Raw genomic sequence first — 26299 nt, 5'->3', positions numbered from 1 at the left:
ATTCGCCGGGCCGATCTTTTTGGCTTGCTATCTCCAAAAACCGGAAGTAATAAGCCGCCACTCCGCGAGGCAAGCGCTTCGCGAAGCATCCCAGGACCGGCCTAGCCGGACCGCCTTGATGGGGCTATAGCTCAGCTGGGAGAGCGCTTGCATGGCATGCAAGAGGTCAGCGGTTCGATCCCGCTTAGCTCCACCAAATTTTTCCATATTTCCAGATTCGATAATATTATAAAGCCCTTATGGATGGCTTTCCGAACGAGTTAAGACCAATTCTGACCAACCTTTCAGACCAAGTTTTATAAATCTCTATCACGCATTGGTACGATGAAGACTTTGCTGAACGAAAAGTATGAGTTCATTGCCTTGTCGCAGAAGATTTTCGGGCGGCAGGAGGACTTTTCTGATTGGGGGCCGGTTCTCGGCATGAGCGGACAGGTCGCAATGGATCACGCGCCTCATTCCACCCTCACCATTGAACAGCGCGAAGGCAGCTACCTTAGGAAGCTTGCTCCAAACATCGATACAATAACAGACACTACGAAGGTTCTGGTTTTCCAAATCACCTTAGATCGCAAACTAGTTGCGACGTACTCTGAGCGAGCCCGCGAGCTTATAATCGCTCAAATCAAGGCGGATGACCGCTACAAGAGAATTAACGTCGCACAGGCCGTCCGTCGTTCCAAAGGCACGATGTTTCATGGCGAGCTAATTCGGGATTTCGAGCTAAAGGCATACACAATCTTGGTGGCTGCACACCTGGCTGATCCGCTAGGTGTCTCGACCCACCGCGTTGTCTCGCACAATGGACCCGACACAGCGACATCGGGAGGGTTCAAAATGGGTCTGGGCCCCCGTGCATCCTTTGCGTCCGACGTTGCAATGCGGAAACTATCTCCGAGAACCGTGTTTGACTTCCTGTTGGCGAAGCCGAAAGAGATCGCCGAAGAACCAAAGTCGCAATTCATGAAGGGCTTGAGCTACATTTCTCAAAGCTTTAGATCCTCGCAAAATCCGCTGGTTGCTTTCATGTGGTCGTTGGCCTCGATTGAGGCGATGCTTTCGACAACCTCAGACAAGGCAAATAGCGGGGCTTTGGAATTGCGACTGCGCGCTTTGTTAGATGAAAACCACGACCAAATTGTTGGTAAATTTCGTGAACTTTACAAGTACCGAAATGCGCTCCTTCACGGTAACGTGTCGCTACCGTTCTCATTTGATAGCCGAAACTTGTTTGGTTTCAACGGTGTCAAACATTCAAACACAGCGCCGTACGATATCGCAGCATTTACATATGCGCTTTCGCTCAAAATCCTCCAGCGCTTTGTTGAGCTGGGAAGGTACGATGTTACCTACGATGTCTCTGTATCAAAAGGCTAAATGGCCCCGCCAGTCACTCTGCGAGCGCATAGTTTTAGTCCTATAACCTTGCTATGTCAGCGCGCATATTGTCGAACGCCTTTGCGAATTCTTTAGCAACGCAGGCTATGCCGGTAGCAGGCCGGGTTGTCCGGTGGATCGGGTTCCCGCCGATGACACGACAAAGACGACGACGCATCATTCGGACGCGCAGAACCGCGGCGGGGCTCGTGCTCGCCGCTGCAATCTCGTTCCTGGCAGGCATGACGGATGCCACGGGGCTTGCGCTGACGGGCGACTTCGTTTCCTTCATGACGGGCAATACCACGCGTGCCGCCCTGTCGCTTGGAGACGGCAACCTGCGGCATGCCGCCGTTCTGCTCTCGGCAATCCTGGTTTTCGTGCTTGGCAACGCGGCCGGTATCGTGATCGCGCACTTCTCGGAGCGGCGCACCTTCGTCGTGCTCTCGTGCGTCAGCATCGTGCTCGTGGCGGCCTCCATCATGACGGCCGAGAACCTGGCAATGCCGCGCTTCTATCTGGTCGTGATCTCGATGGGGATGGTAAACGCCGCGGTCGAGCAGATCGAGGGGCTTCCGATCGGGTTGACTTACGTGACCGGGGCGCTTTCGCGCTTTGGAAGAGGCATCGGACGTTGGATCGTCGGCGACAGGCGGCTGGATTGGACGATTCAGATCGTGCCGTGGGCGGGCATGTTTGCTGGCGCCGTCGCTGGAACCTGGCTGACACGGACCGCCGGCTCGGCGGCGTTCTGGCTAATTGCCGTTTTTGCCATGATGATCGCGTTCGCCGTCCTGCTCATCCCGAAGCGCGTCCAGCGCCGGTTCGGCAATAGCCAGCGCTCGACGCCTTCCCCCAATCGGCTATCACAATAAAGCCCAATCGAATCAGATAGAGGGCATCGCGCAATAGTGGAAAGGATTCGTTCTTGTTTCTCTTCTCAAAACTCGTCTGGGTATTCGGGCAACCTATGTCGCTCGCTTTCCTTTTCGTCGCGCTTGCCCTGATCACCGGCCTTTTCCGCTGGCGTGCGACCAGCCTCGCCTCTTCGACCCTTGCGGCCCTGATCTTGTTCGTGACGCTCTACACGACCGTCGGCAACTATCTGCTGCAGAACCTGGAGGATCGCTTCCCGAAGCCGCAGGACCCAGACAGTCTGCAATGCATGATCGTGCTCGGCGGTGCATTCGAGAACGAGGTGAACACGGCCCGCCACGGGATCGAACTCAACGCTGGCGGCGATCGTTTCATCGAGGCGCTTCGATTGGCGCAGAAGTATCCGCAGGCGCAGATCCTGATTTCGGGTGGCGACGGCTCCCTGTCGGGCATTTACGAAGGCGATGCGGTCATTTCGGCGCGCTTCTTCCCGCTTTTCGGCGTGCCGAAGGAAAGGTTGCTGGAAGAGAAGACATCGCGCACGACATTCGAGAACGCCGTCAACACCAAGGATCTTCTCGCAAGCCAGGGCTTGTCGAACTGCCTGCTGATCACGTCGGGCTATCACATGCCGCGTTCGGTCGGCATCTTCCGCAAGCAGGCGATCGACGTCGTCCCCTGGCCGACGGACTACCGCACCGACGGGCACGAGGGCCTCGGCATCGACTTCACGCAGCCGAGCCGCAACGCCCAGAACCTTGCAACAGCCATTCGCGAATGGTTCGGTCTCGTCGGCTATTATTTCGCCGACCGAACGTCCGAGCTTTATCCCGGCTGAACCGGTTACTTCTTGGAGATCGTAACGAACTTGGTGCCGCGCACGCGCGTCGTGACGATGCAAGGCTCCTTGTCCTTGTCGGCGTCGGGGCGATCGCAGAAGCGCGGATGCATTTTCATCGCCAGCACCATGTTTCCGAAGCGCTTCTGGAAATCGTAGCCGTAGATCTGCGCGGTGGCGATCATGAAGTAGCCGCCTTCGGCGACCTGAAGATAGAAATTGTAGGTGCAGCCGTCCTCATTGCATTGCGGGCCTTTTTCGCCGTCGCAGGTGAGTTCGCCTTCGTTGACGACGGCATCGATCAGGCCGTCGTTATTGATGTCCTGGCGCGTGACGAAGCTATCGGAGAACTCCGCCTTGGTGCACTGCTCCTGAAAATGCTTCTTCTCGTACACCTCCGGATCGGAGATCAGATCCTGCTGGGCGAAGGCCGCAACCGGGACGCAGAGCAACGCGGCAATGTTCAGGGCAATCAGGAGCGTTTTCACGGGGCTTCTCTTTTGGTCGGATAAGGACGCTGTTGGCCGCGCAGTTTGCATGATCCGCCTTGCGCCGCCCTTGCCGCCGTGTTCATTTTGCAAGATCTAAGCGTCGGCCCTGGAGCACCGCATGCCGCTGTTCGTCTATCTGGATTATGCCGGCGTCGCGCTTTTCGCGGCAACGGGCGCGCTCGCGGCATCCCGCAAGCAGCTCGATCTGATCGGCTTCCTGTTCTTTGCCGTCGTCACCGGGACGGGCGGCGGCACGGTGCGCGATATCGTGCTCGGCCGCGTACCGGTGTTCTGGGTGCTCAATCCGGCCTATATCGTGATCTGCTGCGCGGTCGGCATTCTGGTATTCTTTACCGCCCATCTGGTCGAATCGCGGTATCGGCTGCTGATATGGCTCGATGCCGTCGGACTTTCGGCCTATTGCGTGATGGGGGCAGCAAAGGGCCTCGCTGCCACGGGCTCACCAACGATCGGCATCGTCACCGGGACCCTGACGGCAACCTTCGGCGGCGTCTTGCGCGATCTTCTGGCCAACGAGCCATCGGTTCTGCTGCGCCCGGAAATCTACATCACCGCAGCGCTCGTCGGCGCCGGGCTCTTCACCGTGACGAATTCTTTCGGTCTACCGCTTCATCTCGCTTCGGCAATCGGTGTCGCCGCGGCATTTTCGGTGCGTGGCGGCGCTCTGTACTTCGGCTGGACGTTTCCAACCTACAAGACAAAGCCCGGGCGGCATCCTGATGATGTGATGTAAGATCAGCGTCGCTTCGCACGCAGGCGGATCACCACGTCGACATGGGCGATTTCCATGCCTTCCGGAGGCTCCGGCAGATTGCCGATCGTCAGGTTGCTGACCGGAATGTCGAGCACGTCGTTCTGGCCTTCGATGAAGAAATGGTGGTGGTCGGAGACGTTGGTGTCGAAATAGGTCTTGGCGCTTTCGACAGCGAGAACGCGGATCATCCCGGCTTCGGTGAACTGATGCAGCGTGTTGTAGACGGTCGCCAGCGATACCGGCACGCCCGCGTGCACGGCCTCTTCGTGGAGTTCTTCGACCGTCAGGTGTCGATCGCCCTTGGCGAAAAGGAGGTCGCCAAGCGCTACGCGCTGGCGCGTCGGACGAAGGCCGGCATGTCTCAGCCGTGCCTCAATGGTAAGCGGGGCTTCTGCCACCATCCAACGAACTCCGGGTTAATCTAGCGTCAAGCAATCAGGTTTCATTAGCCATATAACTTTTGCGCAAAAGCGTTTCAATAGTTTCAATGGGGACAAAGAGAGTGAAAGCGCCGCAAAATCGGGCTTTTGGCGCAATTAGTGCTGGCCGGGGGCTTGGCCTTCCTGTATGCGACCACCAAATAAGGCGCGCAGCCGGTCCTTGGACGTGGGTGAAGCTCAGTCATGCTTATGCTTCATTTTCCGCCGAACTTGGACTAAACGTTCACATCCATCGGCAAAGTTGCGGGGGGAATTAGAGTTTTCATGGCGACGAAACAATCCAGCTTCAACTATGAGGAAATTCTGGCCTGCGGCCGCGGCGAACTGTTCGGCCCGGGTAACGCACAGCTTCCCCTCCCGCCGATGTTGATGGTTCATCGCATTACCGACATTTCCGAAACGGGCGGTGCCTTCGACAAGGGCTATATCCGCGCCGAGTACGATGTGAAGCCCGACGACTGGTATTTCCCCTGCCACTTCCAGGGCAACCCGATCATGCCGGGCTGCCTCGGCCTCGATGGTATGTGGCAGCTGACCGGCTTTTTCCTCGGCTGGCTGGGCGAGCCGGGTCGCGGCATGGCTCTTTCGACCGGTGAAGTGAAGTTCAAGGGCATGATCCGCCCGACCACGAAGCTGCTCGAGTACGGCATCGATTTCAAGCGCGTCATGCGTGGCCGCCTGGTTCTCGGCACTGCCGACGGCTGGCTGAAGGCGGACGGCGAGACCATCTACCAGGCAACCGACCTGCGCGTCGGCCTGTCCAAGGACAAAGAAGCCTGATTGCACCGGGCACCCTGCCCGGTTTCCAAGTTAGAAAAAAACGAAAAGGTCGAAACACATGAGACGGGTAGTTGTTACGGGTCTGGGTGTTGTCTCCTCGATCGGCAATGATGCCGCCGAGGTCACTGCGTCGCTGCGCGATGCCAAGTCCGGCATTTCCTTCTCCAACGATTTTGCCGAACACGGCTTCAAGTGCCAGGTGTGGGGCCGCCCTTCGCTCGATCCGACGGATCTGGTCGATCGCCGCGCCATGCGCTTCCTTTCCCAGGGCGGCGCCTGGAACCACGTCGCGATGAAGCAGGCGCTCGCCGATTCCGGTCTTGAGGAAAAGGACTACAGCGAGAACGAGCGCACCGGCATCATCATGGGCTCGGGTGGTCCTTCGACCCGCACGCTGATCGAAGCCGCCGAGATCACCATCAAGAACAACAGCCCGAAGCGCATCGGCCCGTTCGCCGTGCCGAAGGCGATGTCTTCGACGGCGTCCGCCACGCTCGCCACCTGGTTCAAGATCCACGGCGTCAACTACTCGATCTCGTCGGCCTGCTCGACCTCGGCGCACTGCATCGGCAACGCCGCAGAAATGATCCAGTGGGGCAAGCAGGACATCATGTTCGCCGGCGGCCACGAGGATCTCGACTGGACGATGTCGAACCTGTTCGACGCTATGGGCGCCATGTCGTCAAAGTACAACGACACGCCCGAGACTGCATCGCGCGCCTATGACGCGAGCCGCGACGGCTTCGTCATCGCTGGCGGCGCCGGCGTTCTGGTTCTCGAAGAGCTTGAGCACGCCAAGGCTCGCGGCGCCAAAATCTACGCCGAAATCGTCGGCTACGGCGCGACTTCCGACGGCTACGACATGGTCGCTCCGTCAGGCGAAGGCGCTATCCGCTGCATGCGCCAGGCGCTCTCGACGGTGAAGGGCGATGTGGATTACGTCAACACGCATGGCACCTCGACGCCTGTCGGCGACAGCAAGGAAATCGGTGCGATCCGCGAAGTGTTCGGTAACAAGATCCCGCACATCCAGTCCACCAAGTCGCTGACCGGCCACTCGCTGGGCGCTGCCGGCGTGCAGGAATCGATCTACTCGCTGCTCATGATGCAGGCCGGCTTCATCGGCGAAAGCGCCCATATCACCGAGCTCGACCCTGAGTTCGACGGCGTGCCGATCGTTCGCAAGCGTATCGACGATGCAAAGATCGACATCGCGCTCTCCAACTCCTTCGGCTTCGGCGGCACCAACGCCACGCTCGTCTTCCAGCGCTACAACGGATAACAATATGACGGGAATCATGCAGGGTAAGCGCGGGCTTATCATGGGCGTTGCGAACAACCATTCCATCGCCTGGGGAATTTCGAAGGCGCTGGCAGCACAGGGTGCAGAGCTTGCCTTTACCTATCAGGGCGATGCACTCGGCAAGCGGGTCAAGCCGCTCGCAGCTGAAGTCGGATCCGAATTCGTTCTGCCATGCGACGTCGAGGACATTGCTTCGGTCGACGCGACAGTTGAAGCCATCAAGGAACGCTGGGGCACGCTCGATTTCGTCGTACATGCCATCGGCTTCTCCGACAAGAATGAGCTGAAGGGCCTCTACGCCGACACCACGCGCGACAATTTCAGCCGCACAATGGTCATCTCCTGCTTCTCGTTCACCGAGATCGCCAAGCGCCTGGCGCCGCTGATGACCGATGGCGGCTCGATGCTGACGCTGACCTATAACGGCTCGACGCGTGTCATTCCGAACTACAACGTCATGGGCGTTGCCAAGGCCGCACTCGAGGCCTCCGTGCGCTATCTGGCCGCCGATTACGGCCCGCGTGGCATTCGCGTCAACGCGATCTCAGCCGGCCCGATCCGCACGCTTGCCGGCGCCGGCATTTCCGATGCTCGCGCCATCCTGTCGTGGAACCAGCAAAACTCGCCGCTGCGCAAGACCGTGACCATCGATCACGTCGGCAACTCGGCCCTCTACCTGCTCTCCGACATGGCGGCAGGCGTGACCGGCGAAATCCACTTCGTCGATGCCGGGTTCAACATCACCTCGATGCCGGCGCTTGATGCGCTACGCAAGGCAGACGTGGAATAAGACAAAAAGCGGCCACTGGCCGCTTTTTTTATCTCTGAGAGTCGACAATGCGGGCGGCGGCGTGACCGCTGAGAAAACTCGGCATCTCCGAAGCGATCATCCCCGCTCCCGACACTGTCAGTAGTCCGAGAACGATTTTTCGAAATGTCGCCTCGCTAATCCGCAGATAAAATCGAGCCCCAAGAATTGTCGGGAGCAACATCGCCGCTGCCACGATGGCAAACATCGGTAGCATTTTTGCGGTCACCATTCCCATGCTCAGATAAGTTGCCATAGTGAAAGCAAGAGCCGCCAGATTGAAGTTCTGGATAACGGCACGTTGCTCGTCCTTTTCCATTTGCCGCAGAGTGCACCAAAGCGTTGGTATAGGGCCGGAGAACCCGCCGATCCCAGCCATGATGCCACCGATCACGCCAACGGCGCTATCGGCGATTTTTCCGCCGACGCGGATCGGCGGAATCTGACGCGCAAACAGCATCACCGGACACCAGATAATCAGCAGCACCCCAAGGATGGTCTTGAAAAGATGTGTTTCGAGTGATGGCAAAAGCGCCACGCCTATAGGTATGCCGGCCATACCACCCAGAAGAAACGGTAAGAAGACCTTCAGATTGAAGCCGCGCCGGACAGATATCATCCCAGTGACCTGGCCGGTGAGCGCGCCAAAGACGACGAGCACTGCAGCTAGTTGGGGCTCAATAGTCCATGCCCAGAAGGACATGGCTACGAGACCGAAAGCGAAGCCTGAGAGCCCTTGAACGAAACCTGCAACAACGGCTCCCAGCACGATCATTGCCATAGACTCCGACAAGGGCGCCGGATCCTATTTCTTCGCCCAGAGAACCTTGAAACGAGCGTTGCGGCAGGTCTCGCCGCTCTCCTTGAAGTTCGCAGCCAGCACCGGCTCGTAAGGCAAGCCGCGATTGGCGACCAGCAGCAGGCGACCGCCGCCGCGCAGCGCCGACGCGGCCGTCTTGATCATCGCCTGGCCGAGCGAGGGTTCCGCCGCATGGCCTTCGTGGAAGGGCGGATTCATGATGACGAGATCGTACTTGTCCTTGACCGGTTCGCCGGCCAGATCGTGCCAGAAGAAGCGCGCAGGCACGTCGGGGCAGTTCTCCTCCAGATTGGCCTTTGCCGCTTCCAGAGCGGCGTGGTTGGCCTCGTATAGGTCAAGGCGGCTGACACCGGGAGACCGCTCTGCCAGTTCGATCGAGAGATAGCCCCAACCGGCGCCGAAATCGGCGACGTCACCGGTGAAATCGGCAGGAAGACGTGAAGCAAGCAGCTCGGAACCATCGTCGATACGGTCGTGGGAGAACATGCCGGCTGCAGCCAGGAAGCGGCCATCGACGCGCACGGGCGGCTTGGCAAACTTGCCGACGATCTCGCTGATATCGGCCGGGCGGCCAAACCAGAGCGCTACGCCGTGATACTTCGGCATGTGCTCGATCTCAAGACCGAAGCCTTCCATGCGCTTGCGAAGCGACTGGATGCCATCCTCCTTGCCGCCGGCGATAACGATCAGGCCGCCCACCTTCACGCGCTGAAGCGCGGCGGCGATGTTGGCCTCGTTCTCGCCCTTGTGCTTGTTGCAGAGGACGAGTGCCGCATCATAGTCCTCGCCTTCGATCTCAGGCGTGGTTTCGATGCGCTGGGAGAGCAGCTGCCGGTACAGCGATCGGAAGCCCTGTACGGCGTTCAGCGAGGCGGCGAAGCCCTCCGGCAGGGCGAAGCCCGCCTCGGCGCCGAGGAAAAGCACGCGCTCGCCCTCGCCGGGCGCCTCGACGGTGCCGCTTACAAAGGGGTGGAACAGTGTCTTCAGCGTCTCGCTGCTCATGGTTCTATCTCGTTCTTGAATACAAAAAGGGCGCGGAAACTACCCCGCGCCCATGAAGTCTAGGGAAGGCGCAGCTTATTCGGCTGCAGCTTCTTCCTTCTTCTTGTCGGCAGGGATTTCCTGGCCGGTTGCCTGGTCGACAACCTTCATCGACAGGCGGACCTTGCCGCGCTCATCGAAGCCGAGAAGCTTGACCCAAACCTTCTGGCCTTCCTTGACGACGTCCTGGGTCTTGGCAACCCGCTCGGAAGCGAGCTGCGAGATGTGGACTAGGCCGTCGCGGGCGCCGAAGAAGTTGACGAAGGCGCCGAAGTCGGCGGTCTTCACAACGGTGCCTTCGTAGATGACGCCGATTTCAGGCTCGGCAACGATCGAGTGGATCCACTTGCGAGCCGCTTCGATTTCCTTGCCCGACGAAGATGCGATCTTCACGGTGCCGTCGTCTTCGATGTTGATCTTCGCGCCGGTCTTTTCGACAATTTCGCGGATGACCTTGCCGCCGGAGCCGATGACTTCACGGATCTTGTCGACCGGAATGTTCATGACTTCGATGCGCGGAGCGAATTCGCCGAGCTGCGAGCGGCCTTCGGAGATCGCCTTCGACATTTCGCCGAGGATGTGCGTACGACCGCCCTGTGCCTGGCCGAGAGCGACCTTCATGATCTCTTCGGTGATACCGGCGATCTTGATGTCCATCTGCAGCGAGGTGATGCCGTCGGCCGTGCCCGCAACCTTGAAGTCCATGTCGCCGAGGTGGTCTTCGTCGCCGAGGATGTCGGAAAGAACGGCGAAGCGGTCACCTTCGAGGATCAGGCCCATGGCGATGCCGGCAACCGGCTTTGCGAGCGGAACGCCGGCGTCCATCAGAGCGAGCGAGGTGCCGCAGACGGTTGCCATCGAGGACGAGCCGTTGGACTCGGTGATCTCGGAGACGACGCGCAGCGTGTAGGGGAACTGCTCAGCCGAAGGAAGCATCGGGCGGATAGCGCGCCATGCGAGCTTGCCGTGACCGATTTCGCGACGACCCGGGGAGCCCATGCGGCCGGTTTCGCCAACCGAGTAGGGAGGGAAGTTGTAATGGAGCAGGAAGCGCTCCTTGTACATGCCCGTCAGGCTGTCGACGTACTGTTCGTCTTCGCCGGTGCCGAGCGTGGCAACGACGATCGCCTGCGTTTCACCGCGGGTGAAGAGAGCAGAACCGTGGGTGCGCGGCAGGAGGCCGACTTCGGAGACGATCGCACGAACGGTCGACAGGTCGCGGCCGTCGATGCGGCTCTTGGTGTCGAGGATGTTCCAGCGAACGATCTTCGCCTGCAGGTGCTTGAACACGGCGCCGATGACTTCGACGGTGTACTTCGGCTCCACGCCTTCAGGGAAGAAGTGTGCCTTGACCTTTGCCTTGACGGCATCGACAGCAGCGTAGCGTTCAGCCTTCTGGGTGTTCTTGTAGGCGGTGCGCAGTTCGTCTTCGAACAGCTTCAGCATTTCGGCTTCGAGTTCGGAATGATCTTCCGGCTGGAAGTCGCGCGGCTCCTTGGCGGCCACTTCGGCGAGCTTGATGATCGCGTCGAGAACCGGCTGGAAACCACGGTGGCCGAACATGACGGCGCCGAGCATGATTTCTTCGTTCAGTTCCTTGGCTTCGGATTCAACCATCAGAACGGCGTCGTGGGTACCGGCGACAACGAGGTCGAGGGTCGACTCGTCCATCTCGTCGAGATGCGGGTTCAGGATGTATTCGCCGTTGATGTAGCCGACGCGCGCGCCGCCGACGGGGCCCATGAAGGGAACGCCAGAGAGCGTCAGAGCGGCCGAAGCGGCAACCATCGACAGAACGTCCGGGTTGTTTTCAAGGTCATGCTGGACGACCGTGACAACGACCTGCGTGTCGTTCTTGTAGCCTTCAGGGAAAAGCGGGCGGATCGGGCGGTCGATCAGGCGCGAAACCAGCGTTTCGTTTTCCGACGGACGGCCTTCGCGCTTGAAGTAGCCGCCGGGGATCTTGCCGGCTGCGTAGGTCTTTTCCTGGTAGTTGACGGTCAGCGGGAAGAAGTCCTGGCCTGGCTTCGGCGCCTTGGCCGAAACGACGGTGGCGAGAACCACGGTTTCGCCGTAGGTCGCGAGAACGGCGCCGTCAGCCTGACGGGCGATCTTGCCGGTTTCGAGCTTCAGCGGGCGGCCTGCCCACTCGATTTCCACACTATGAGTATCGAACATATGTCTTGTCCTTCAATGCGGGAGCATGCACCTCGCCTCCAAGGCACGACGCACGGTCAACCGCAATCGGTGTGACGCATCATGGGCAAGACAACGGGAGGCTTTGCATGACCGATCCCTCAAAGAGATCGGGCCAAAGCCTGTGAGGCCCTGGCACGAAAGCATCCGGCAATCCTGCCCCATGACAGGTCAACGGTTGGTTTGGCAGAACCGGCCCATCCGGGTCCGCCGGGCAATCCGCCACGCGTGGCGGGTGGGGAAGTCTCCCCGGAAAAAATCCGGCGGGCGTCCCAAGGGGAGCGCCCGCCGAAAAATCATTAGCGGCGAATACCCAGGCTGGTGATCAGCTTGGTGTAACGGCCTTCGTTCTTCTTCTTGAGGTAGTCAAGAAGCGAGCGGCGGCTCGAAACCATCGTCAGCAGGCCACGGCGGGAATGGTTATCCTTCTTGTGGCCCTTGAAGTGTTCCGTGAGGTTGTTGATGCGCTCGGTCAGGATGGCAACCTGGACTTCCGGAGAGCCGGTATCGCCTTCGAACGTTGCGTATTCCTTGATGAGAGCCGTCTTACGCTCAGCAGTAATCGACATCGGATGTTCCTTTCTATGAGAGGAGATTAGGTCGCCAAAAGCCGGGATGTCGTCCAGCTTTGGCCGCGAATGCATCCGGACATAGCCCGATTGCTGGCGCTGCGTATAAACCAAATGCACTGCAATGGAAAGAGGCATGGCGGCACATGGCCGATTCGTCACTTTCCAGCCATGGCATCGCGGATCATGGCATTGTACCCGTCCGGGTCCTGCAGCATGGCGAAATGGCTTGCGTCCTTGAGGATCACCAACTTGGCCCCTGGAATCTGCTTGGCCATCATCTCGGTATGGTCGAGCTTGACGGCCTCGTCGTGATCGCCGATCGCCACGGTGACGGGCACCTTGATCTTGCCAAGGTCGTCGGCTGTCCAGGCAGGCTGGCTTGCCCACATGCCAGAGATCTGGGTCACGAAGGCATCATATTCGCTCGGCGTCGGCGACAGCTTCTTGTAGGTCTCGCCAGCCGCGTTGATGTAGTCGCTGAAGGTCTTGTTGTTCATGACGTCAGCCTTGACGCCGTCGGTCGTCACGTTTGCCGCCTGCGTGATCACGCGAGCGAGCTTTTCGGGGTTCTTCATGGCCATGTCGATACCGATGATGCCGCCATCGGACCAGCCGACCAGCGTCACCTTGTCGAGCTTCAGATAGTTCAGCAAAGCAACGTAGTCCGAGGTCATCAGATCATAGCCAAACGGTTGCTGGCTGCGTGTCGAGCGGCCATGTCCCCGGCTGTCGGCGACGATCACCCGATGATCCCTGGCGAACTCCGCTACCTGGTAGCCCCAGACGTCGGCGCTGCCGAGCCCGCCATGGATGAACAGGATCGGCTCGCCTTCACCGTACTCGGCGTAGTACATCTTGATGTCGTTGACGGGGGCCATACCGCTCGTCTTGGGGGCCGGCATTGGCGGGAAGGCTGGCAACGTCGCCCAGCGCTCCGCCGAATAAGCGCTCGCGGCCATCAAGACCGCCGATAAGAACATGAGGATGCCGGCTGCAAGTCTGCGCATGACGATCTCCCTGATCCAAAGGGCTCCGCGGCCCGGATCAGGGAAACATATCTCAATGGCAAAGGCTGACAACTGCCATCTCTGGTTTACCTGGCCCTTGATCGAGCCGGAACCAGAGGTTTATCGAAGATCAGCCAAAGACGCGCTTCGGGCGGAACTCGCCCTGCCCGATCTCGCCGATCGCCACCAGCTTGCCGCGCGACGTGGCATAGGCCTCGCTTTCGGCAACCGGCGCATCGCGACCACGTACGAGGATCGGATTGCCCATCTTGAGCCTATGCGCCTGATCGTCGTTGACGACGAGATGCGGCAGCGAGGAGAGCGCCTCGCTGGTGTCGATCAGCAGCGCATCCAGAGCTGCCAGCCGTTCGTCGGCATCTTCGACCGCCTCGAGGGCAATGAGATCGGCGAGCGGTATCATGGTGTCTTCGGCAAACGGCGCGACAAAGCTGCGACGCAGGCCGGAAATATGGCCATAACAGCCGAGTTCGCGGCCGAAATCGCGCGCGAGTGCCCGTACATAGGTGCCCTTGCCGCACTCGACTTCGAAGTGCGCGGTATTGACGTCCTGACAGGACAAGAGCGTCAGACGGAAAATCTCGACTTCGCGGGACGGAATCTCGACGGCTTCGCCCTCGCGCGCCAGATCGTAGGCGCGCTCGCCGGCAATCTTGATGGCGGAGAACTGCGGCGGAACCTGGCTGATGACGCCAGTGTACTTCGGCAGGAGATCGCGGATCTGCTGTTCGCTTGGGCGGATGTCGGAGCTATGCGTTACATCGCCTTCGAGATCGTCGGTTGCGCGCTCTTCACCCCACGTCACGGTAAATTCGTAGATCTTGCGGCCATCCATCACGTAGGGAACGGTCTTGGTCGCATCGCCAAGCGCGATCGGCAGCATGCCCGAAGCCAAGGGATCAAGCGTTCCCGCGTGACCGCACTTCTGCGCCTTGAACAGCCACTTGATCTTGGAAACGGCTTCGGTGGAGCCGAAATCGACCGGCTTATCAAGGATCAGCCAACCCGAAATCGGGCGGCCCTTCGGTTTACGTGGTTTGGACATCTAGTCTCTTCTACTATTTTTCTTCGGTATCGCCGTGGTCGAGATCACGCTGGACCTCTGGCGAGCGCAGCAACTCATCGATCTTCTTGTAGTTGTCGAAGCTCGTATCGTCGCGGAAACGGACCTCCGGCATGTATTTCATCTGTCGGAGCTGCGGGCCAAGACGGCCGCGGATGTATTTGGCGTGGCGGTTCAACGCCGCGATCACCGCATCATGGTCAGCGACGCCGAGCGGCGTGACGAAGGCCGTCGCGACCTTCAGATCGGTCGACATGCGGACTTCGGAGATCGAAATGACGGTCTTCTCGATCACGTCATCGCGCACTTCGCCGCGCTGCAGAACCTGCGTGATGGCGGCGCGAACCTGCTCGCCGACGCGCAGCATGCGCTGTGAAGGTGCGGAGGTTGTTGGTCTTGTTGCCATTGTTCTTTGCCTCAAAAGGTTCGGGCGCCGGACTGGATGATCCGGCGCCCGTCCACAGTTCTAGTCTCGCACGATCAGAGCGTGCGGGTGATATGCTCGACGCGGAAGCATTCGATCGTGTCGCCGGCGCGGATGTCTTCGTAGTTCTCGAAGGCCATACCGCATTCCTGACCGACCGGAACTTCCGATACTTCGTCCTTGAAGCGCTTGAGCGTCTTGAGCTTGCCTTCGTGGATGACGACGTTGTCGCGAACCAGGCGGACGCCTGCACCACGCTCGACCTTGCCTTCGACGACACGGCAACCTGCGACCTTGCCGACCTTCGTGATGTTGAACACCTCGAGGATCTCGGCATTGCCGAGGAAGGTTTCGCGCCGTTCCGGCGAAAGGAGACCCGACATCGCCTGCTTCACGTCATCCACGAGATCGTAGATGATGTTGTAGTAGCGGATCTCGATGCCTTCGCGCTCGGCTGCGGCACGGGCCTGGGCGTTTGCACGGACGTTGAAGCCGATGATCGCGGCGTTGGATGCCTCGGCGAGCGAGATATCCGATTCCGTGATGGCGCCAGCGCCCGAATGCACGATGCGGGCACGAACTTCGTCGTTGCCGAGCTTCTCGAGCGCGCCGGCAATGGCTTCGATCGAACCCTGCACGTCACCCTTGATGACCAGCGGGAATTCCTTGAAGCCGGTATCCTGCAGCTTGATCATCATCTGCTCGAGCGAACCGCGCTGACCAGACTGGCGGGCAGCCGCCTTGTCGCGTGCGAGACGCTGGCGGTATTCCGAGATCTCGCGAGCACGGCTTTCGTTCTCGACCACGGCGAACTTGTCACCTGCGGCCGGCGTGCCGGACAGGCCGAGCACTTCGACCGGGGTCGCCGGACCGGCTTCCTTGACGTGATCGCCCTTGTCGGTGACGAGGGCGCGAACGCGGCCCCACTGATCGCCGGCAACGATGATCTGGCCGGGCTTCAACGTACCCTTCTGGACGAGCACGGTCGCAACCGCACCACGGCCACGGTCGAGCTGGGCTTCGATGACGGTGCCTTCGGCGGTACGCGTCGGGTCGGCCTTGAGGTCGAGGATTTCGGCCTGCAGCAGTACCGCTTCGAGCAGCTTGTCGAGGTTCGTCTTGTTCTTGGCCGAAACTTCGACGTCGAGCACTTCACCGCCGAGCGATTCAACGAAGACTTCGTGCTGCAACAGCTGCTGACGGACCTTGTCCGGCTTGGCTTCATGCTTGTCGATCTTGTTGATCGCCACGATGATCGGAACACCAGCCGCCTTGGCGTGATTGATGGATTCGATCGTCTGCGGCATGACGCTGTCGTCGGCCGCGACCACCAGGATCGCGATGTCGGTCGCCTGCGCACCACGGGCACGCATGGCCGTGAAGGCGGCATGGCCGGGGGTGTCGATGAAGGTGATCTTCTGACCGTTCTGTTCGACCTGATAGGCACCGATGTGCTGGGTGATGCCACCAGCTTCGCCCGAGACGACGTTTGCCTGACGGATGGCGTCGAGCAGCGAGGTCTTGCCGTGGTCGACGTGACCCATGATGGTGACGACAGGCGGACGCGACACCATCTCGCCGGCATCGTCGGCCCGGTTGAAGATGCCTTCTTCAACGTCGGATTCCGAAACGCGCTTGACGGTATGGCCGAATTCACCGGCGATGAGTTCGGCGAGGTCGGCGTCGATGACGTCGCCCGGCTTCATCATCTGGCCTTCCTTCATCAGGTACTTGATGACGTCGACGGCGCGTTCAGACATACGCTGCGACAGTTCCTGAATGGTGATGGTCTCAGGCAGGACAACTTCGCGAACAACCTTTTCGCGGGTTTCCTGCATCTGGCTGCGGCGGAACTTTTCCTGACGGCGGCGCATGGCAGCCATCGAACGGCCACGGGCGTTACCGTCGTCGTCGGTGCTCGCAGCGGTGATCGTCAGCTTGCCCTGGCGGCGGCCGTCGTCGCCCTTCGGACGCGCGGTAACCGGCTTTGCCGGTTCCGGGCGCACGACACGGCCACGGGCCGGAGCGCCGGAGCGCGCCGCGCCGCGATCATCGTCATCATTCTCACGGCGACCGCGACCGGCAGGTCCGGGTGCAGCGGCACCCGGCGCGGGACGCGCCTGGGCCGGCGACGGCGCGCCATCGGGACGGCGTGCGGCAGGAGCCGACGGCTGAACGCGTGGGGCTTCAGCGCGAGGCGCGGCGGCAGGTGTTGCAACTTCAGCCGGAGCAGCGGCTGCGGCAGCAGCTTCCGCCACACGAGCAGCAGCTTCCTCTACAGCGCGGCGCTTGGCTTCTTCAGCCTCGGCAGCCTGACGCGCAGCTTCTTCAGCGGCACGACGCTTTTCGTCTTCGGCGCGGCGAACCGCATCTTCGGCATCGCGAACCTGTGCCATGGCAAGCGCGCGGCGGCGTGCATCCATTTCCTCTGGCGACAGATGGTTCAGAACCACCGGACGCGGACGATCCTGCTGACGCGGCGGCTGAGAAGATGGCTGCTGCGGACGCGACTGCTGGCCGCCGGCCGGCTGAATGCGCGGCTGCGGCGCCTGCGGTGCGCGCGGCTGATGCACGCTCGGAGCGGCTTCGGTGCGTACCGGGGCAGCGGTAGAGGCTACGGGCGTGATCGGGCGCTCGTCTTCCGGACGCATCGGACGCCGCTTGCGGGTCTCGACAACGACCGCCTTGGTGCGGCCGCGGCCCATATCCTGGCGCACGGTGCCCTGGCTTATTCCCGACGGCTTCAGGCTCAGAGTCTTCTTGCCCGGTCCGTTCAGTGTCTTGTCGTCATTGCTATCGGTCATTCGTTCCCGTTCCTTCGGACAGGGAGCGATGACGTCATCAAACCCTGTCGTTCAAATAGTGTCGATCAATGATGTAGCAGCCGGACAATGCCGGTGACCGTATCATTGTTTTTGCCGGCCAGCGCCGCCCGGTGCCCGGGACTGACCGCCACTACGGTACTGTTCGAGCATCTTTGCGCGCTTCACTACACCCTCACCCGCCTGCCCTGCAAGCACTGCAGCATGGATAAAAGTGTTCTGGCCCATCACCCCTTCCATTTCGTCCTCCGAGAAGAGACGGAAGGAAGGTATTTCTTCCTCGGTTTCCATTCCGAGATGCCAGGCCTTGCGAGCCTGGTCTATTTTTCTCACGCCATCTTCGGCGGCATTCGTGGCGTGGAACACCGCGATTGCGGCTCCACTTCTAACGGCGGCATCCACTTTCGCGGAGCCGGTAACGAACTGGCCTGCCTTGCGAGCCATGTTCATCATCTGCATCAGCTGCTGCGAAAGCAGCTTCTCAACGACCTCGCCGAGATCGGCGGATACCTTCACATCAGCCTTCAAGGCACGGGCGAAGGACTTCTTCGCCACGGCCTTCTCGACCAGCGAGCGGTCGATCTTGACCCAGCAGCCGCGCCCCGGAAGCTGTCGCTTCAGGTCAGCCACCACTGTCCCATCGGGAGCAGCGACGAAGCGGATCAGCTCATCCGGCGATCCGCTTTCGCGCGTCACGATGCACATGCGACCGTTGCCGTCATATCCTGCAAGATCATCATCCTCAGGCGAAACGGCCGGCTCATGCGCGGACATCACACTTCCTGCTCGACCTCGGAAGCTTCTTCAGCTTCCGCGTCCTTCGCGAGGTCCTCTTCGGTGATCCAGCCAGCAGCAAGGCGGGCCTGAACGATCATCTGCTCAGCTTCGACGCGCGATACGTCGAACTTGGAGAACAGACCCTCGAACTTCTTCGTCTCGCCGTTCTTGCGCTCGCTCCAGCCAACGAGATCGTCTGCTGCGCAGCCTGCGAAGTCCTCGACCGACTTGATGCCGTCTTCGCCGAGCGCGACCATCATCTGGGCGGTCATGCCATCGATGCTACGCAGCTCGTCGGCAACGCCGAGCGCCTTGCGCTTCTCGTCCATCTCGGCTTCGAGCTTTTCGAGGAACTCGCGGGCGCGGGTCTGGATTTCCTGCGCGGTGTCTTCGTCGAAGCCGTCGATCGAGGCGATTTCGTCGAGATCGACATAAGCCAGTTCCTCAACAGCAGCAAAGCCTTCCGACGCCAGAACCTGGCCGACCATCTCGTCGACGTCGAGCGAATCCATGAACAGGTTCGTACGCTCGTTGAATTCCTTCTGACGGCGCTCGGATTCTTCGGCTTCCGTCATGATGTCGATGTCCCAGCCGGTCAGCTGCGAGGCGAGACGGACGTTCTGGCCGCGGCGGCCGATGGCGAGCGACAGCTGCTCGTCCGGAACCACGACTTCGATGCGTTCCGCATCTTCATCGAGAACAACCTTGGCGACTTCAGCCGGCTGCAGGGCATTGACGACGAAGGTCGCCGGATCCTGCGACCAGGGAATGATGTCGATCTTTTCGCCCTGGAGTTCGCCGACAACGGCCTGAACGCGCGAACCACGCATACCGACGCAGGCGCCAACCGGATCGATCGACGAGTCGTTCGAGATCACGGCGATCTTGGCGCGCGAACCCGGATCGCGAGCAACCGACTTCACCTGAATGATGCCGTCGTAGATTTCCGGCACTTCCATGGTGAAGAGCTTGACCATGAACTGCGGATGCGTGCGCGACAGGAAGATCTGCGGGCCACGCTGCTCACGACGAACGTCATATACGTATGCGCGGACGCGATCGCCATAGCGGACGTTTTCGCGCGGGATCATTTCGTCGCGGCGGATGATGCCTTCGCCACGACCGAGATCGACGATGACGTTGCCGTATTCGACGCGCTTGACGGTGCCGTTGACGATTTCGCCGACACGATCCTTGAACTCGTCGAACTGGCGATCACGCTCCGCTTCGCGAACCTTCTGGACGATAACCTGCTTGGCGGACTGGGCGGCGATACGGCCGAAATCCATCGGCGGCAGCGGATCGGCGATGAAATCGCCAAGGGCTGCATCCGGATTGCGGTCGCGGGCCAGTTCGAGCGGGATCTGCGTCGAGTAATCCTCGGCCTTCTCGACAACTTCGAGCAGACGCTGAAGACGGATCTCGCCGGTCTTCGGGTTGATGTCGGCGCGGATGTTGGACTCGGTGCCGTAGCGGGAGCGCGCTGCCTTCTGGATCGCATCCGCCATCGCGGCAAGCACGATCTCGCGGTCGATGACCTTTTCGCGCGCCACTGCATCTGCGATCTGCAGAAGTTCGAGCCGGTTCGCACTGACTGCCATTGTCTTTTTTCTCCGTCTAGGCTTGCCGGGTTCCCGTCCCTAGCGCCACAAGTTGATCGGTTATTCTTCGTTTTCAGCGTCGTTCTGGTTCGCGGCCTCTGCCTTCGCCAGCTTGTCGGCGCGCAGTGCATCACGGATCAGATCGTCGGTCAGAATGAGTTTCGCATCGGCAAGCGCCGTGAATGGGATGACGATCGTCTTCTCCTCGCCGGCCGGAACCTCATCACGCTCAAGCGTGAAGCCATCGACGTCGCTAGAGAGGATCTTCCCGCGGAAGCGCTTGCGGCCGCCGACCAGGATCGACGTTTCACACTTCAGGAGATGTCCCTGCCAGCGCACGAAATCCGACTTGCGCACCATTGGGCGGTCGATGCCGGGCGACGACACTTCCAGATGATACTCCCTATCGATCGGATCTTCCACATCGAGAACTGGAGAAACGGCGACGGAGACCTCTTCGCAGCCTTCCACGTCCATCGTTCCATCGTTGCGCTCGGCCATGATCTGCATGGTCGCGCCGTTCTGGTTGAGCATGCGGACACGCACCAGACGGTAGCCGAGGTCGATCAGCACGGGCTCGATGATATCCGCAAGGCGCTGATCGAGACCGGTCTCGATGATAAGCCGCGGCTCAAGTTCATTGTTGGCGTTCGTCGGATCCGACAAGCGATGCGCTCCTAGCAATTTCATGCATGTTAGGTGATCGCGGTAATAAAAAAGAGCGGGTCCTTGCGGCCCACTCCTCATCAAACGATCAAGATTTGAGAGCGATATAGTCCCGTTCTTCCGAAAATGCAAGCTCCGTCCGCAAGCACGGGACGCGCCCCAGCGCTAGCCAGAGGCATCTTTCGGCATATATTGGCTTCATGGGACCGCTTAGGGAGGGATCGTGTCTTACACTTCGTCGACACTGGCGCCGTTGCGGCACGAGACCTACCGGACGATCTGGTTCGCAAGCATCGCCTCGAACTTCGGAGGGCTTATCCAGGCCGTTGGCGCGGCGTGGATGATGACGACCATCACCTCCTCGGAGAATATGGTCGCACTCGTGCAGACTTCGACAGCGCTGCCGATCATGCTCTTCTCGCTGGTTTCAGGGGCATTTGCCGACAGCTTCGATCGGCGTCGGGTGATGCTGATCGCGCAATACTTCATGCTCGGCGTCTCAGCGCTGCTCAGCGTTTCGGCCTATTTCGGCTGGCTTTCGCCGTGGCTCCTGCTTTTCTTCACGTTTCTGATCGGCTGCGGCACCGCATTGAACAACCCGTCATGGCAGGCATCCGTCGGAGATATGGTGCCCCGTGCCGACCTGCCTGCAGCCGTCACGCTTAACAGCGTCGGCTTCAACATCACCCGCAGCGTCGGCCCGGCGATCGGCGGCGTCATCGTGGCGGCCGCCGGCGCGGCAGCGGCCTTTGCGGTCAATACAGTTAGCTACTTTGCGCTGATCTACGCGCTGGTGCGCTGGAAGCCGAACCTGCCGGTTTCCACTCTGCCACGCGAGACACTTGGCAGTGCGGTCTTCGCGGGCCTCCGCTACGTGTCGATGTCGCCCAATCTTCAGAAGGTGCTGCTGCGTGGCCTCATATTCGGGATCAGCGCCAGTTCCATCCTGGCGCTGCTGCCGATCGTGGCGATCGACCTCGTTGTCGGCGGTCCACTGACCTACGGCCTGATGCTCGGCTCCTTCGGTATCGGGGCGATCGGCGGCGCGATACTGAATGACCGGCTGCGCGAACGCTTCTCGAGCGAGACGATCGTGCGCATGTCCTTCACCGGCTTCGCCGTCAGCGCCACGATCGCGGCCTTCAGCCCGATCGCCGCGTTGACCTGCGCCGGACTGGTGATCTCAGGCGCCTGCTGGGTCCTGGCGCTGTCGTTGTTCAATACAATCGTGCAGCTGTCGACGCCGCGCTGGGTCGTCGGTCGCGCTCTGTCACTCTATCAGACGGTGACCTTCGGCGGCATTGCCGGCGGCAGCTGGATCTGGGGCGTTGCCGCCGACACCTATGGCGTTTCCGATGCGCTGCTGATCTCCGCCCTTGTCATGCTGTTCGGCATAGTGATTGGCCTGCGCTTTTCGATGCCGGCCTTTGCCTCGCTCAACCTCGATCCGCTGAACCGCTTCACCGAGCCGGCGCTCGGCCTCGATATCACGCCGCGCAGTGGCCCCATCGTCGTCCAGATCGACTATGAGATCGCCGATGCCGACGTGCCGGAATTTCTGGCGCTGATGGGCGAGCGGCGGCGCATCCGTATTCGTGATGGCGCCCGCAACTGGGCCCTGATGCGCGACCTAGAGAAGCCGGGACGGTGGACGGAGACCTACCACACCCCGACCTGGGTCGAATATATCAGGCACAATCAACGGCGCACGCAGGCAGACGCAGAGAACATCGAGCGGCTGCGCGACCTGCACCGGGGTGAAGACCTGCCGCAGGTACACCGACTGATCGAGCGCCAGGCAATCCCGCCCAATGACGACGTCTTCTACAAGGCGCCGATCGACCTCCACCATTGAGGCAGACCATACTGGGGTCTATTGCGAGCTAGAAAGGTCTGAAGCGTAGCCTCTAGACCTACTTCAACTTTCCGATCATCGACGCCTCGGGATAGCAGGTCGGCTTGATGCCATTCTTTTCCTGCCACTGGCCGATCGACCTGCGCGTCTTGTAGCCGGGCAACCCGTCGGAACCGCCGACGTCGTAGCCCTTTTTCTCGAGTGCCTTCTGCATCGTCGCGACGTCGGATCTGAGCATCTTGCCGACATCGCCCCACGGCCCTTGGAAAGAGCCGGAACCATAGGCGATCCGATCCGCGAGGTTGCCGATGTAAAGCGCGTAGAGATCGGAGTTGTTGTATTCCTTGATCACGTAGAAATTCGGCGTGACAATGAATTCCGGCCCGTCACGACCAGCCGGGACGAGCATCATCCCGGATGCCTTGCCTTCATCTGAAGGGAAAGCCTTGCCCGATATTCTGACAATGCCGAGCGATGCCCAGTGCGACACCGGCTTGGCCAGATCCGGCCCTTCCTGCGCGCAGGATACCTGCGCCGGGATCGTTACCTCGTAGCCCCAGCCTCGGCCGCGCTGCCAGCCCTTCTGCGCCAGGAAGTTGGCGATTGAGGCAAGGGTGTCGGGGACCGACGTCCAGATATTCGGATGGCCGTCGCCATCGAAATCGACAGCATACTTCAGATAGCTGGTCGGCATGAATTGCGGCTGGCCGAGCGCCCCGGCGGACGACCCCTTGAATTCGGCCGGCGTTGCGTCGCCACGATCGATGATGTGCAGGGCGGCAAGAAGTTCGGTACGGAACATCTCCTTGCGCGTCGACATGAAAGCCTTGGTCGCCAGCACCTCGATTGCCGAGTTCGGGATTTTCGCCGCACCGAACCCCGTTTCGCGTCCCCAGACAGCCAGCACGATCGACCCGGGAACCCCGTAGGTTTTCTCGATCTTCTTCAACGCCGAGGCATATTGCGAAGCAAAGCCGCGGCCGGTGGCAGCCAACCGCTTCAGCCGATCATCATTGAAATAGGGTGCCGGAGAGGAAAATTCGGCCTGCGTCTGCTTCTGCTCCTTGGGCGGCGGAAAGCCGGGAGGAGCGAGATCCGTCAGGGTCCAATTGAGTTCGACGCCGGCGAACGACGCACGGAATGCCCGTTCCGAAATGCCGTTCTTCCGTGCTTCCGGCCAGAGATCGTTCTGCACCCATTTCTCGAACTGCGCTTCGACATCGGCCTTCGACGCGGAAAGTACCGGCGTGCATGACAGCGCCAGAAGCGCCGCCGTCGCGGTCAAAAGGCGGCCGAAAATGCGCTTATTCATGCTTCCCCCTAGATTGCCGTGCGTGCCCTGAGCGCCGCCTGAAGCGTTCCCTCGTCAAGATAATCAAGCTCGCCGCCGACGGGGACGCCGTGGGCAAGCCGCGTGATCTTGACGTCCAGCCCGGTCAGCTGGTCCGTTATATAGTGTGCTGTCGTTTGTCCCTCGACCGTGGCATTGACGGCGATGATGAGCTCGCGAATGCCGCCCGCCGTGACCCGCTCGATCAGGCCGCGAATGTTGAGATCATCAGGCCCGACGCCGTCCAACGGCGACAGGGTGCCGCCGAGAACATGGTAGGCCGCGTTCAGCACTGCGGCGCGTTCCAACGCCCAGAGGTCGGAAACATCCTCGACAACGATGATGACGGACTGGTCGCGTCGGTCATCCGTGCAGACGGTGCAGGGATCGACCGTATCGACATTGCCGCAACGCGAGCAGATCTTCACCTTGTCGTAGGCCTCGCCCATCGCATTCGACAAAGGTCCAAGCAGCTGGTCCTTCTTCTTGATCAGATGCAAGGCAGCGCGGCGCGCGGAGCGTGGGCCTAGGCCCGGCACCTTCGCCAGAAGCTGGATCAGTTTTTCGATTTCGGGGCCGGTGACTCGCTTTGCCATGAGCGGTTATTAGCCCATATGCTGCAAAAACGGAAACAGGTTGGAAGAGCCGATCAAATGAAAATCCTCGCCGTCTGCATCGGCAATGCCGAGCGTCTGCCCGGCAAGAGCTACAAGACGGGCATCTACAAGCATCCGATCGGCGGCAGCGTGCTTGTCGATGCCGAGGGATTGGTTGGTGACGCCATCTGCAACCGGAAGCACCATGGCGGCGTCGACCAGGCGGTCTATCTCGAGGGATCGCTGACGCTCGACTGGTGGTCGGCAGAACTGGGACGACTGGTCGAAGCCGGCACATTTGGCGAGAACATGGTGATCGCAGGCCTCGACAACCGGATCGTTTGCGTCGGAGACCGATTCATAGCCGACGATCTTGTTTTGGAGGTTACCAGCGCGCGTATCCCTTGCGCGACGTTCGCCGCGCGCATGGGCGACCCGGGCTTCGTGAAGCGCTACACCAAAGCCGCCCGACCGGGCATCTATTGCCGTGTGCTCAACGGCGGGACGATTGCCGCCGGAATGCCGGTCGAGCATCTCCGCTATGGCGGTGAAAAGGTGACCATGCCAGAAATGATCGCCACTTTCGGCAAGGTTCTCGCACCGCAGGATCGCAACCGCTATCTCGCGGCCCCGATCCACTACAAGCTTCGCGATATACTGAACGCACAGGCCGGCTAGGCGAGTGTCGCTTCGAACGCGGCGACCATCTGCCTACCCTCAGGCCAATCGCCTAGCCCGCTATTGCCGTTCAGATGCCCACGCGCGCCTACCTCGGCAAACGCGCTGCCCCAGGCAGTCGCCAATGCACGAGCGTAGGTGAGAGAACCGTAGGCATCATTGGTGCTCGCTATGACGAGCGACGGAAAGGACAAAGCGCGCTGCGGCGCGGAAGCGAAGCCTGATGCTTCGGCGGGGAAGACGGCTTCCGCTGGATCCGGCGGTGCGACGAACACCGCACCTGCCGCCTGACGGGCTGTTCTGGCCGCCCAATGGGCCACTAGAAGGCACCCAAGACTGTGCGCGACAAGCAGCGGCGGGGCACCCGATTGCTCGACCTCGCCCTCCAGTGCCGCGATCCAATCGTCCAATTCCGGCTGCTCCCAACTCGACGGCGCGATGCGCCGTATCCTTCGATCCGCCGTCTGCCATCGCGATTGCCAGTGCTCATCGTCCGAGCCGCCGATTCCTGGCACCATAACTATGTCTCTCATCCAATTTTCCTTCTCGCTGCCAATCATCAGACTGACACGCGACGGCGCATGCTTGACATACGAATGTATCGGGAAAGACTTGTCGAAACCGATGAATCACAGGCGACCAAGCCATGAATGAGCCAATCGACCGACAACTGGACCCGACCGACTTTTCAATCATCGAGATCATGCAGCAGGACGGCCGGATCTCCGTTTCCGAACTTGGCCGCAAGATCGGCCTGTCACAGCCCGCGACATCGGAGCGGCTGAAACGGTTGGAGGAGCGCGGGATCATCGAAGGTTATGGGGCCCGTATCAATGCGGCAGCCGTGGGATTGGGGATGATGGCGATCGTCCGACTGCGCACGACGCATGAGCATATCCGTCCCTGCCTCAAGCTTTTTTCCGAGATGCCGCAGGTGATCGAGGTGCTACGGCTGACAGGTGAGGACTGCTTCATTCTGAAAGTACTCGTTCCGACTCCGTCCGATCTCGAGGCGATCGTTGATACTGTTGCGCGCCATGGGGCGGTGACGACATCGCTGGTGCTGAGGAGCGAGCCGGCGAAGCCGATCGGCCGCGATCTCATCCGGCAAACGAGGAACGAGCGCTAGGCTCGAATGCGCTCGC

General features: G+C 60.6%; 26 protein-coding genes and 1 tRNA gene. 11 read left to right on the top strand and 16 right to left on the bottom strand.

The genetic code is table 11. The features are described from left to right. The first annotated feature begins 120 nt into the window (after positions 1–120). The 4 genes from FZ934_RS16840 to FZ934_RS16825 all read left to right on the top strand — a co-directional run bounded on the left by FZ934_RS16840 (position 121) and on the right by FZ934_RS16825 (position 3091). Positions 121–196, top strand: a tRNA-Ala gene (locus FZ934_RS16840). A 128-nt stretch (positions 197–324) separates the two neighbouring features. Beyond that, positions 325–1377 (top strand): hypothetical protein, encoded by a 1053-nt coding sequence (locus tag FZ934_RS16835; protein ID WP_153272000.1) that lies wholly within the window; start codon positions 325–327, stop codon positions 1375–1377. A gap of 152 nt (positions 1378–1529) precedes the next feature. Beyond that, positions 1530–2252 (top strand): YoaK family protein, encoded by a 723-nt coding sequence (locus tag FZ934_RS16830; RefSeq protein ID WP_153271999.1) that lies wholly within the window; start codon positions 1530–1532, stop codon positions 2250–2252. Between the two features lie 53 nt (positions 2253–2305). Continuing rightward, the gene (locus tag FZ934_RS16825; protein ID WP_153271998.1) at positions 2306–3091 is read left to right on the top strand and encodes a YdcF family protein; all 786 of its coding nucleotides are present in this window, start codon (positions 2306–2308) and stop codon (positions 3089–3091) included. Positions 3092–3096: 5 nt separating this feature from the next. On the opposite strand, the gene FZ934_RS16820 is transcribed toward FZ934_RS16825, so the two are convergent. Continuing rightward, positions 3097–3579, bottom strand: coding sequence for a hypothetical protein (locus FZ934_RS16820; RefSeq protein ID WP_153271997.1), 483 nt, complete (start codon positions 3577–3579; stop codon positions 3097–3099). A 121-nt stretch (positions 3580–3700) separates the two neighbouring features. On the opposite strand from FZ934_RS16820, the gene FZ934_RS16815 reads away from it, so the two are divergent. Beyond that, entirely contained in the window at positions 3701–4336 is a 636-nt protein-coding gene (locus FZ934_RS16815; protein ID WP_153271996.1) for a trimeric intracellular cation channel family protein, read from the top strand. A 2-nt stretch (positions 4337–4338) separates the two neighbouring features. On the opposite strand, the gene irrA is transcribed toward FZ934_RS16815, so the two are convergent. After that, positions 4339–4758, bottom strand: a complete 420-nt coding sequence (irrA, locus tag FZ934_RS16810) for an iron response transcriptional regulator IrrA (RefSeq protein ID WP_153271995.1) — start codon at positions 4756–4758, stop codon at positions 4339–4341. 303 nt (positions 4759–5061) lie between these two features. Between irrA and fabA the strand changes: the two genes are divergently transcribed. The 3 genes from fabA to fabI are packed head-to-tail and all read left to right on the top strand — an operon-like array spanning position 5062 to position 7670. Further along, the gene (fabA, locus tag FZ934_RS16805; protein ID WP_016552232.1) at positions 5062–5577 is read left to right on the top strand and encodes a 3-hydroxyacyl-[acyl-carrier-protein] dehydratase FabA; all 516 of its coding nucleotides are present in this window, start codon (positions 5062–5064) and stop codon (positions 5575–5577) included. Positions 5578–5635: 58 nt separating this feature from the next. Continuing rightward, positions 5636–6859 carry a beta-ketoacyl-ACP synthase I gene (fabB, locus tag FZ934_RS16800; protein WP_153271994.1) on the top strand — a complete coding sequence of 408 codons (1224 nt, stop codon included), beginning with the start codon at positions 5636–5638 and terminating at the stop codon, positions 6857–6859. Between the two features lie 4 nt (positions 6860–6863). Next, positions 6864–7670 carry an enoyl-ACP reductase FabI gene (fabI, locus tag FZ934_RS16795; RefSeq protein ID WP_153271993.1) on the top strand — a complete coding sequence of 269 codons (807 nt, stop codon included), beginning with the start codon at positions 6864–6866 and terminating at the stop codon, positions 7668–7670. A gap of 28 nt (positions 7671–7698) precedes the next feature. Here fabI and FZ934_RS16790 read toward each other — a convergent pair whose 3' ends face one another. The 11 genes from FZ934_RS16790 to rimP form a co-directional block, all read right to left on the bottom strand. Beyond that, positions 7699–8469 (bottom strand): sulfite exporter TauE/SafE family protein, encoded by a 771-nt coding sequence (locus tag FZ934_RS16790; RefSeq protein WP_153271992.1) that lies wholly within the window; start codon positions 8467–8469, stop codon positions 7699–7701. A gap of 24 nt (positions 8470–8493) precedes the next feature. Then, positions 8494–9510, bottom strand: a complete 1017-nt coding sequence (locus FZ934_RS16785; protein ID WP_153271991.1) for a class I SAM-dependent methyltransferase — start codon at positions 9508–9510, stop codon at positions 8494–8496. Between the two features lie 75 nt (positions 9511–9585). Then, entirely contained in the window at positions 9586–11727 is a 2142-nt protein-coding gene (gene pnp, locus FZ934_RS16780) for a polyribonucleotide nucleotidyltransferase (RefSeq protein WP_153271990.1), read from the bottom strand. 317 nt (positions 11728–12044) lie between these two features. Further along, positions 12045–12314 carry a 30S ribosomal protein S15 gene (gene rpsO / locus FZ934_RS16775; protein WP_026283114.1) on the bottom strand — a complete coding sequence of 90 codons (270 nt, stop codon included), beginning with the start codon at positions 12312–12314 and terminating at the stop codon, positions 12045–12047. A 158-nt stretch (positions 12315–12472) separates the two neighbouring features. Further along, positions 12473–13324 (bottom strand): alpha/beta fold hydrolase, encoded by an 852-nt coding sequence (locus FZ934_RS16770; RefSeq protein WP_153271989.1) that lies wholly within the window; start codon positions 13322–13324, stop codon positions 12473–12475. A 130-nt stretch (positions 13325–13454) separates the two neighbouring features. Next, positions 13455–14387 (bottom strand): tRNA pseudouridine(55) synthase TruB, encoded by a 933-nt coding sequence (gene truB / locus FZ934_RS16765; protein ID WP_153271988.1) that lies wholly within the window; start codon positions 14385–14387, stop codon positions 13455–13457. Between the two features lie 13 nt (positions 14388–14400). Continuing rightward, positions 14401–14811, bottom strand: a complete 411-nt coding sequence (gene rbfA / locus FZ934_RS16760) for a 30S ribosome-binding factor RbfA (protein ID WP_056815785.1) — start codon at positions 14809–14811, stop codon at positions 14401–14403. A gap of 74 nt (positions 14812–14885) precedes the next feature. Further along, positions 14886–17633 (bottom strand): translation initiation factor IF-2, encoded by a 2748-nt coding sequence (infB, locus tag FZ934_RS16755; RefSeq protein WP_153271987.1) that lies wholly within the window; start codon positions 17631–17633, stop codon positions 14886–14888. Positions 17634–17735: 102 nt separating this feature from the next. Next, a complete protein-coding gene (locus tag FZ934_RS16750; RefSeq protein ID WP_113362062.1) occupies positions 17736–18425 on the bottom strand; it encodes an RNA-binding protein in 690 nt (229 codons plus the stop codon). Then, entirely contained in the window at positions 18425–20029 is a 1605-nt protein-coding gene (gene nusA, locus FZ934_RS16745; protein ID WP_153271986.1) for a transcription termination factor NusA, read from the bottom strand. The genes FZ934_RS16750 and nusA overlap by 1 nt, the downstream gene beginning before the upstream one ends. A 60-nt stretch (positions 20030–20089) precedes the next feature. Continuing rightward, the gene (gene rimP / locus FZ934_RS16740; protein WP_153271985.1) at positions 20090–20695 is read right to left on the bottom strand and encodes a ribosome maturation factor RimP; all 606 of its coding nucleotides are present in this window, start codon (positions 20693–20695) and stop codon (positions 20090–20092) included. Between the two features lie 223 nt (positions 20696–20918). Here rimP and FZ934_RS16735 point away from each other — a divergent pair, with 223 nt between their 5' ends. Next, on the top strand, positions 20919–22550 hold the full coding sequence (locus tag FZ934_RS16735; protein WP_153271984.1) for an MFS transporter: 1632 nt from the start codon (positions 20919–20921) through the stop codon (positions 22548–22550). A 58-nt stretch (positions 22551–22608) separates the two neighbouring features. Here the strand turns inward: FZ934_RS16735 and FZ934_RS16730 are convergent, their stop codons facing one another. Then, positions 22609–23862, bottom strand: coding sequence for a lytic murein transglycosylase (locus tag FZ934_RS16730; RefSeq protein ID WP_153271983.1), 1254 nt, complete (start codon positions 23860–23862; stop codon positions 22609–22611). 8 nt (positions 23863–23870) lie between these two features. After that, positions 23871–24476, bottom strand: a complete 606-nt coding sequence (gene recR / locus FZ934_RS16725) for a recombination mediator RecR (protein ID WP_153271982.1) — start codon at positions 24474–24476, stop codon at positions 23871–23873. A gap of 57 nt (positions 24477–24533) precedes the next feature. On the opposite strand from recR, the gene FZ934_RS16720 reads away from it, so the two are divergent. Next, positions 24534–25154: an MOSC domain-containing protein gene (locus tag FZ934_RS16720; protein ID WP_153271981.1), complete on the top strand. Its 621-nt coding sequence runs from the start codon at positions 24534–24536 to the stop codon at positions 25152–25154. Here the strand turns inward: FZ934_RS16720 and FZ934_RS16715 are convergent. Next, on the bottom strand, positions 25151–25687 hold the full coding sequence (locus tag FZ934_RS16715; protein WP_153271980.1) for an RBBP9/YdeN family alpha/beta hydrolase: 537 nt from the start codon (positions 25685–25687) through the stop codon (positions 25151–25153). The genes FZ934_RS16720 and FZ934_RS16715 overlap by 4 nt on opposite strands. A gap of 113 nt (positions 25688–25800) precedes the next feature. Between FZ934_RS16715 and FZ934_RS16710 the strand changes: the two genes are divergently transcribed. Beyond that, a complete protein-coding gene (locus tag FZ934_RS16710; protein WP_153271979.1) occupies positions 25801–26283 on the top strand; it encodes an Lrp/AsnC family transcriptional regulator in 483 nt (160 codons plus the stop codon). Positions 26284–26299: the final 16 nt, after the last annotated feature.

It is taken from the genome of Rhizobium grahamii, from assembly GCF_009498215.1.
In the GTDB taxonomy this organism is placed as follows: Bacteria; Pseudomonadota; Alphaproteobacteria; order Rhizobiales; family Rhizobiaceae; genus Rhizobium; species Rhizobium grahamii_A.
This window is presented reverse-complemented; position numbering and strand designations above follow the sequence as displayed.

What these genes read in the sequence shown, in the direction of transcription:
- FZ934_RS16720 (WP_153271981.1), top strand. Translation starts at nt 24,534, where the DNA reads ATGAAAATCCTCGCCGTCTGCATCGGCAATGCCGAGCGTCTGCCCGGC.
- FZ934_RS16710 (WP_153271979.1), top strand. Translation starts at nt 25,801, where the DNA reads ATGAATGAGCCAATCGACCGACAACTGGACCCGACCGACTTTTCAATC.
- truB (WP_153271988.1), bottom strand. Translation starts at nt 14,387, where the DNA reads ATGTCCAAACCACGTAAACCGAAGGGCCGCCCGATTTCGGGTTGGCTG.
- recR (WP_153271982.1), bottom strand. Translation starts at nt 24,476, where the DNA reads ATGGCAAAGCGAGTCACCGGCCCCGAAATCGAAAAACTGATCCAGCTT.
- FZ934_RS16835 (WP_153272000.1), top strand. Translation starts at nt 325, where the DNA reads ATGAAGACTTTGCTGAACGAAAAGTATGAGTTCATTGCCTTGTCGCAG.
- rbfA (WP_056815785.1), bottom strand. Translation starts at nt 14,811, where the DNA reads ATGGCAACAAGACCAACAACCTCCGCACCTTCACAGCGCATGCTGCGC.
- FZ934_RS16830 (WP_153271999.1), top strand. Translation starts at nt 1,530, where the DNA reads ATGACACGACAAAGACGACGACGCATCATTCGGACGCGCAGAACCGCG.
- fabB (WP_153271994.1), top strand. Translation starts at nt 5,636, where the DNA reads ATGAGACGGGTAGTTGTTACGGGTCTGGGTGTTGTCTCCTCGATCGGC.
- infB (WP_153271987.1), bottom strand. Translation starts at nt 17,633, where the DNA reads ATGACCGATAGCAATGACGACAAGACACTGAACGGACCGGGCAAGAAG.
- pnp (WP_153271990.1), bottom strand. Translation starts at nt 11,727, where the DNA reads ATGTTCGATACTCATAGTGTGGAAATCGAGTGGGCAGGCCGCCCGCTG.
- fabI (WP_153271993.1), top strand. Translation starts at nt 6,864, where the DNA reads ATGACGGGAATCATGCAGGGTAAGCGCGGGCTTATCATGGGCGTTGCG.
- rpsO (WP_026283114.1), bottom strand. Translation starts at nt 12,314, where the DNA reads ATGTCGATTACTGCTGAGCGTAAGACGGCTCTCATCAAGGAATACGCA.
- FZ934_RS16815 (WP_153271996.1), top strand. Translation starts at nt 3,701, where the DNA reads ATGCCGCTGTTCGTCTATCTGGATTATGCCGGCGTCGCGCTTTTCGCG.
- FZ934_RS16770 (WP_153271989.1), bottom strand. Translation starts at nt 13,324, where the DNA reads ATGCGCAGACTTGCAGCCGGCATCCTCATGTTCTTATCGGCGGTCTTG.
- FZ934_RS16730 (WP_153271983.1), bottom strand. Translation starts at nt 23,862, where the DNA reads ATGAATAAGCGCATTTTCGGCCGCCTTTTGACCGCGACGGCGGCGCTT.
- FZ934_RS16785 (WP_153271991.1), bottom strand. Translation starts at nt 9,510, where the DNA reads ATGAGCAGCGAGACGCTGAAGACACTGTTCCACCCCTTTGTAAGCGGC.
- irrA (WP_153271995.1), bottom strand. Translation starts at nt 4,758, where the DNA reads ATGGTGGCAGAAGCCCCGCTTACCATTGAGGCACGGCTGAGACATGCC.
- FZ934_RS16715 (WP_153271980.1), bottom strand. Translation starts at nt 25,687, where the DNA reads ATGAGAGACATAGTTATGGTGCCAGGAATCGGCGGCTCGGACGATGAG.
- nusA (WP_153271986.1), bottom strand. Translation starts at nt 20,029, where the DNA reads ATGGCAGTCAGTGCGAACCGGCTCGAACTTCTGCAGATCGCAGATGCA.
- FZ934_RS16750 (WP_113362062.1), bottom strand. Translation starts at nt 18,425, where the DNA reads ATGTCCGCGCATGAGCCGGCCGTTTCGCCTGAGGATGATGATCTTGCA.
- fabA (WP_016552232.1), top strand. Translation starts at nt 5,062, where the DNA reads ATGGCGACGAAACAATCCAGCTTCAACTATGAGGAAATTCTGGCCTGC.
- FZ934_RS16790 (WP_153271992.1), bottom strand. Translation starts at nt 8,469, where the DNA reads ATGGCAATGATCGTGCTGGGAGCCGTTGTTGCAGGTTTCGTTCAAGGG.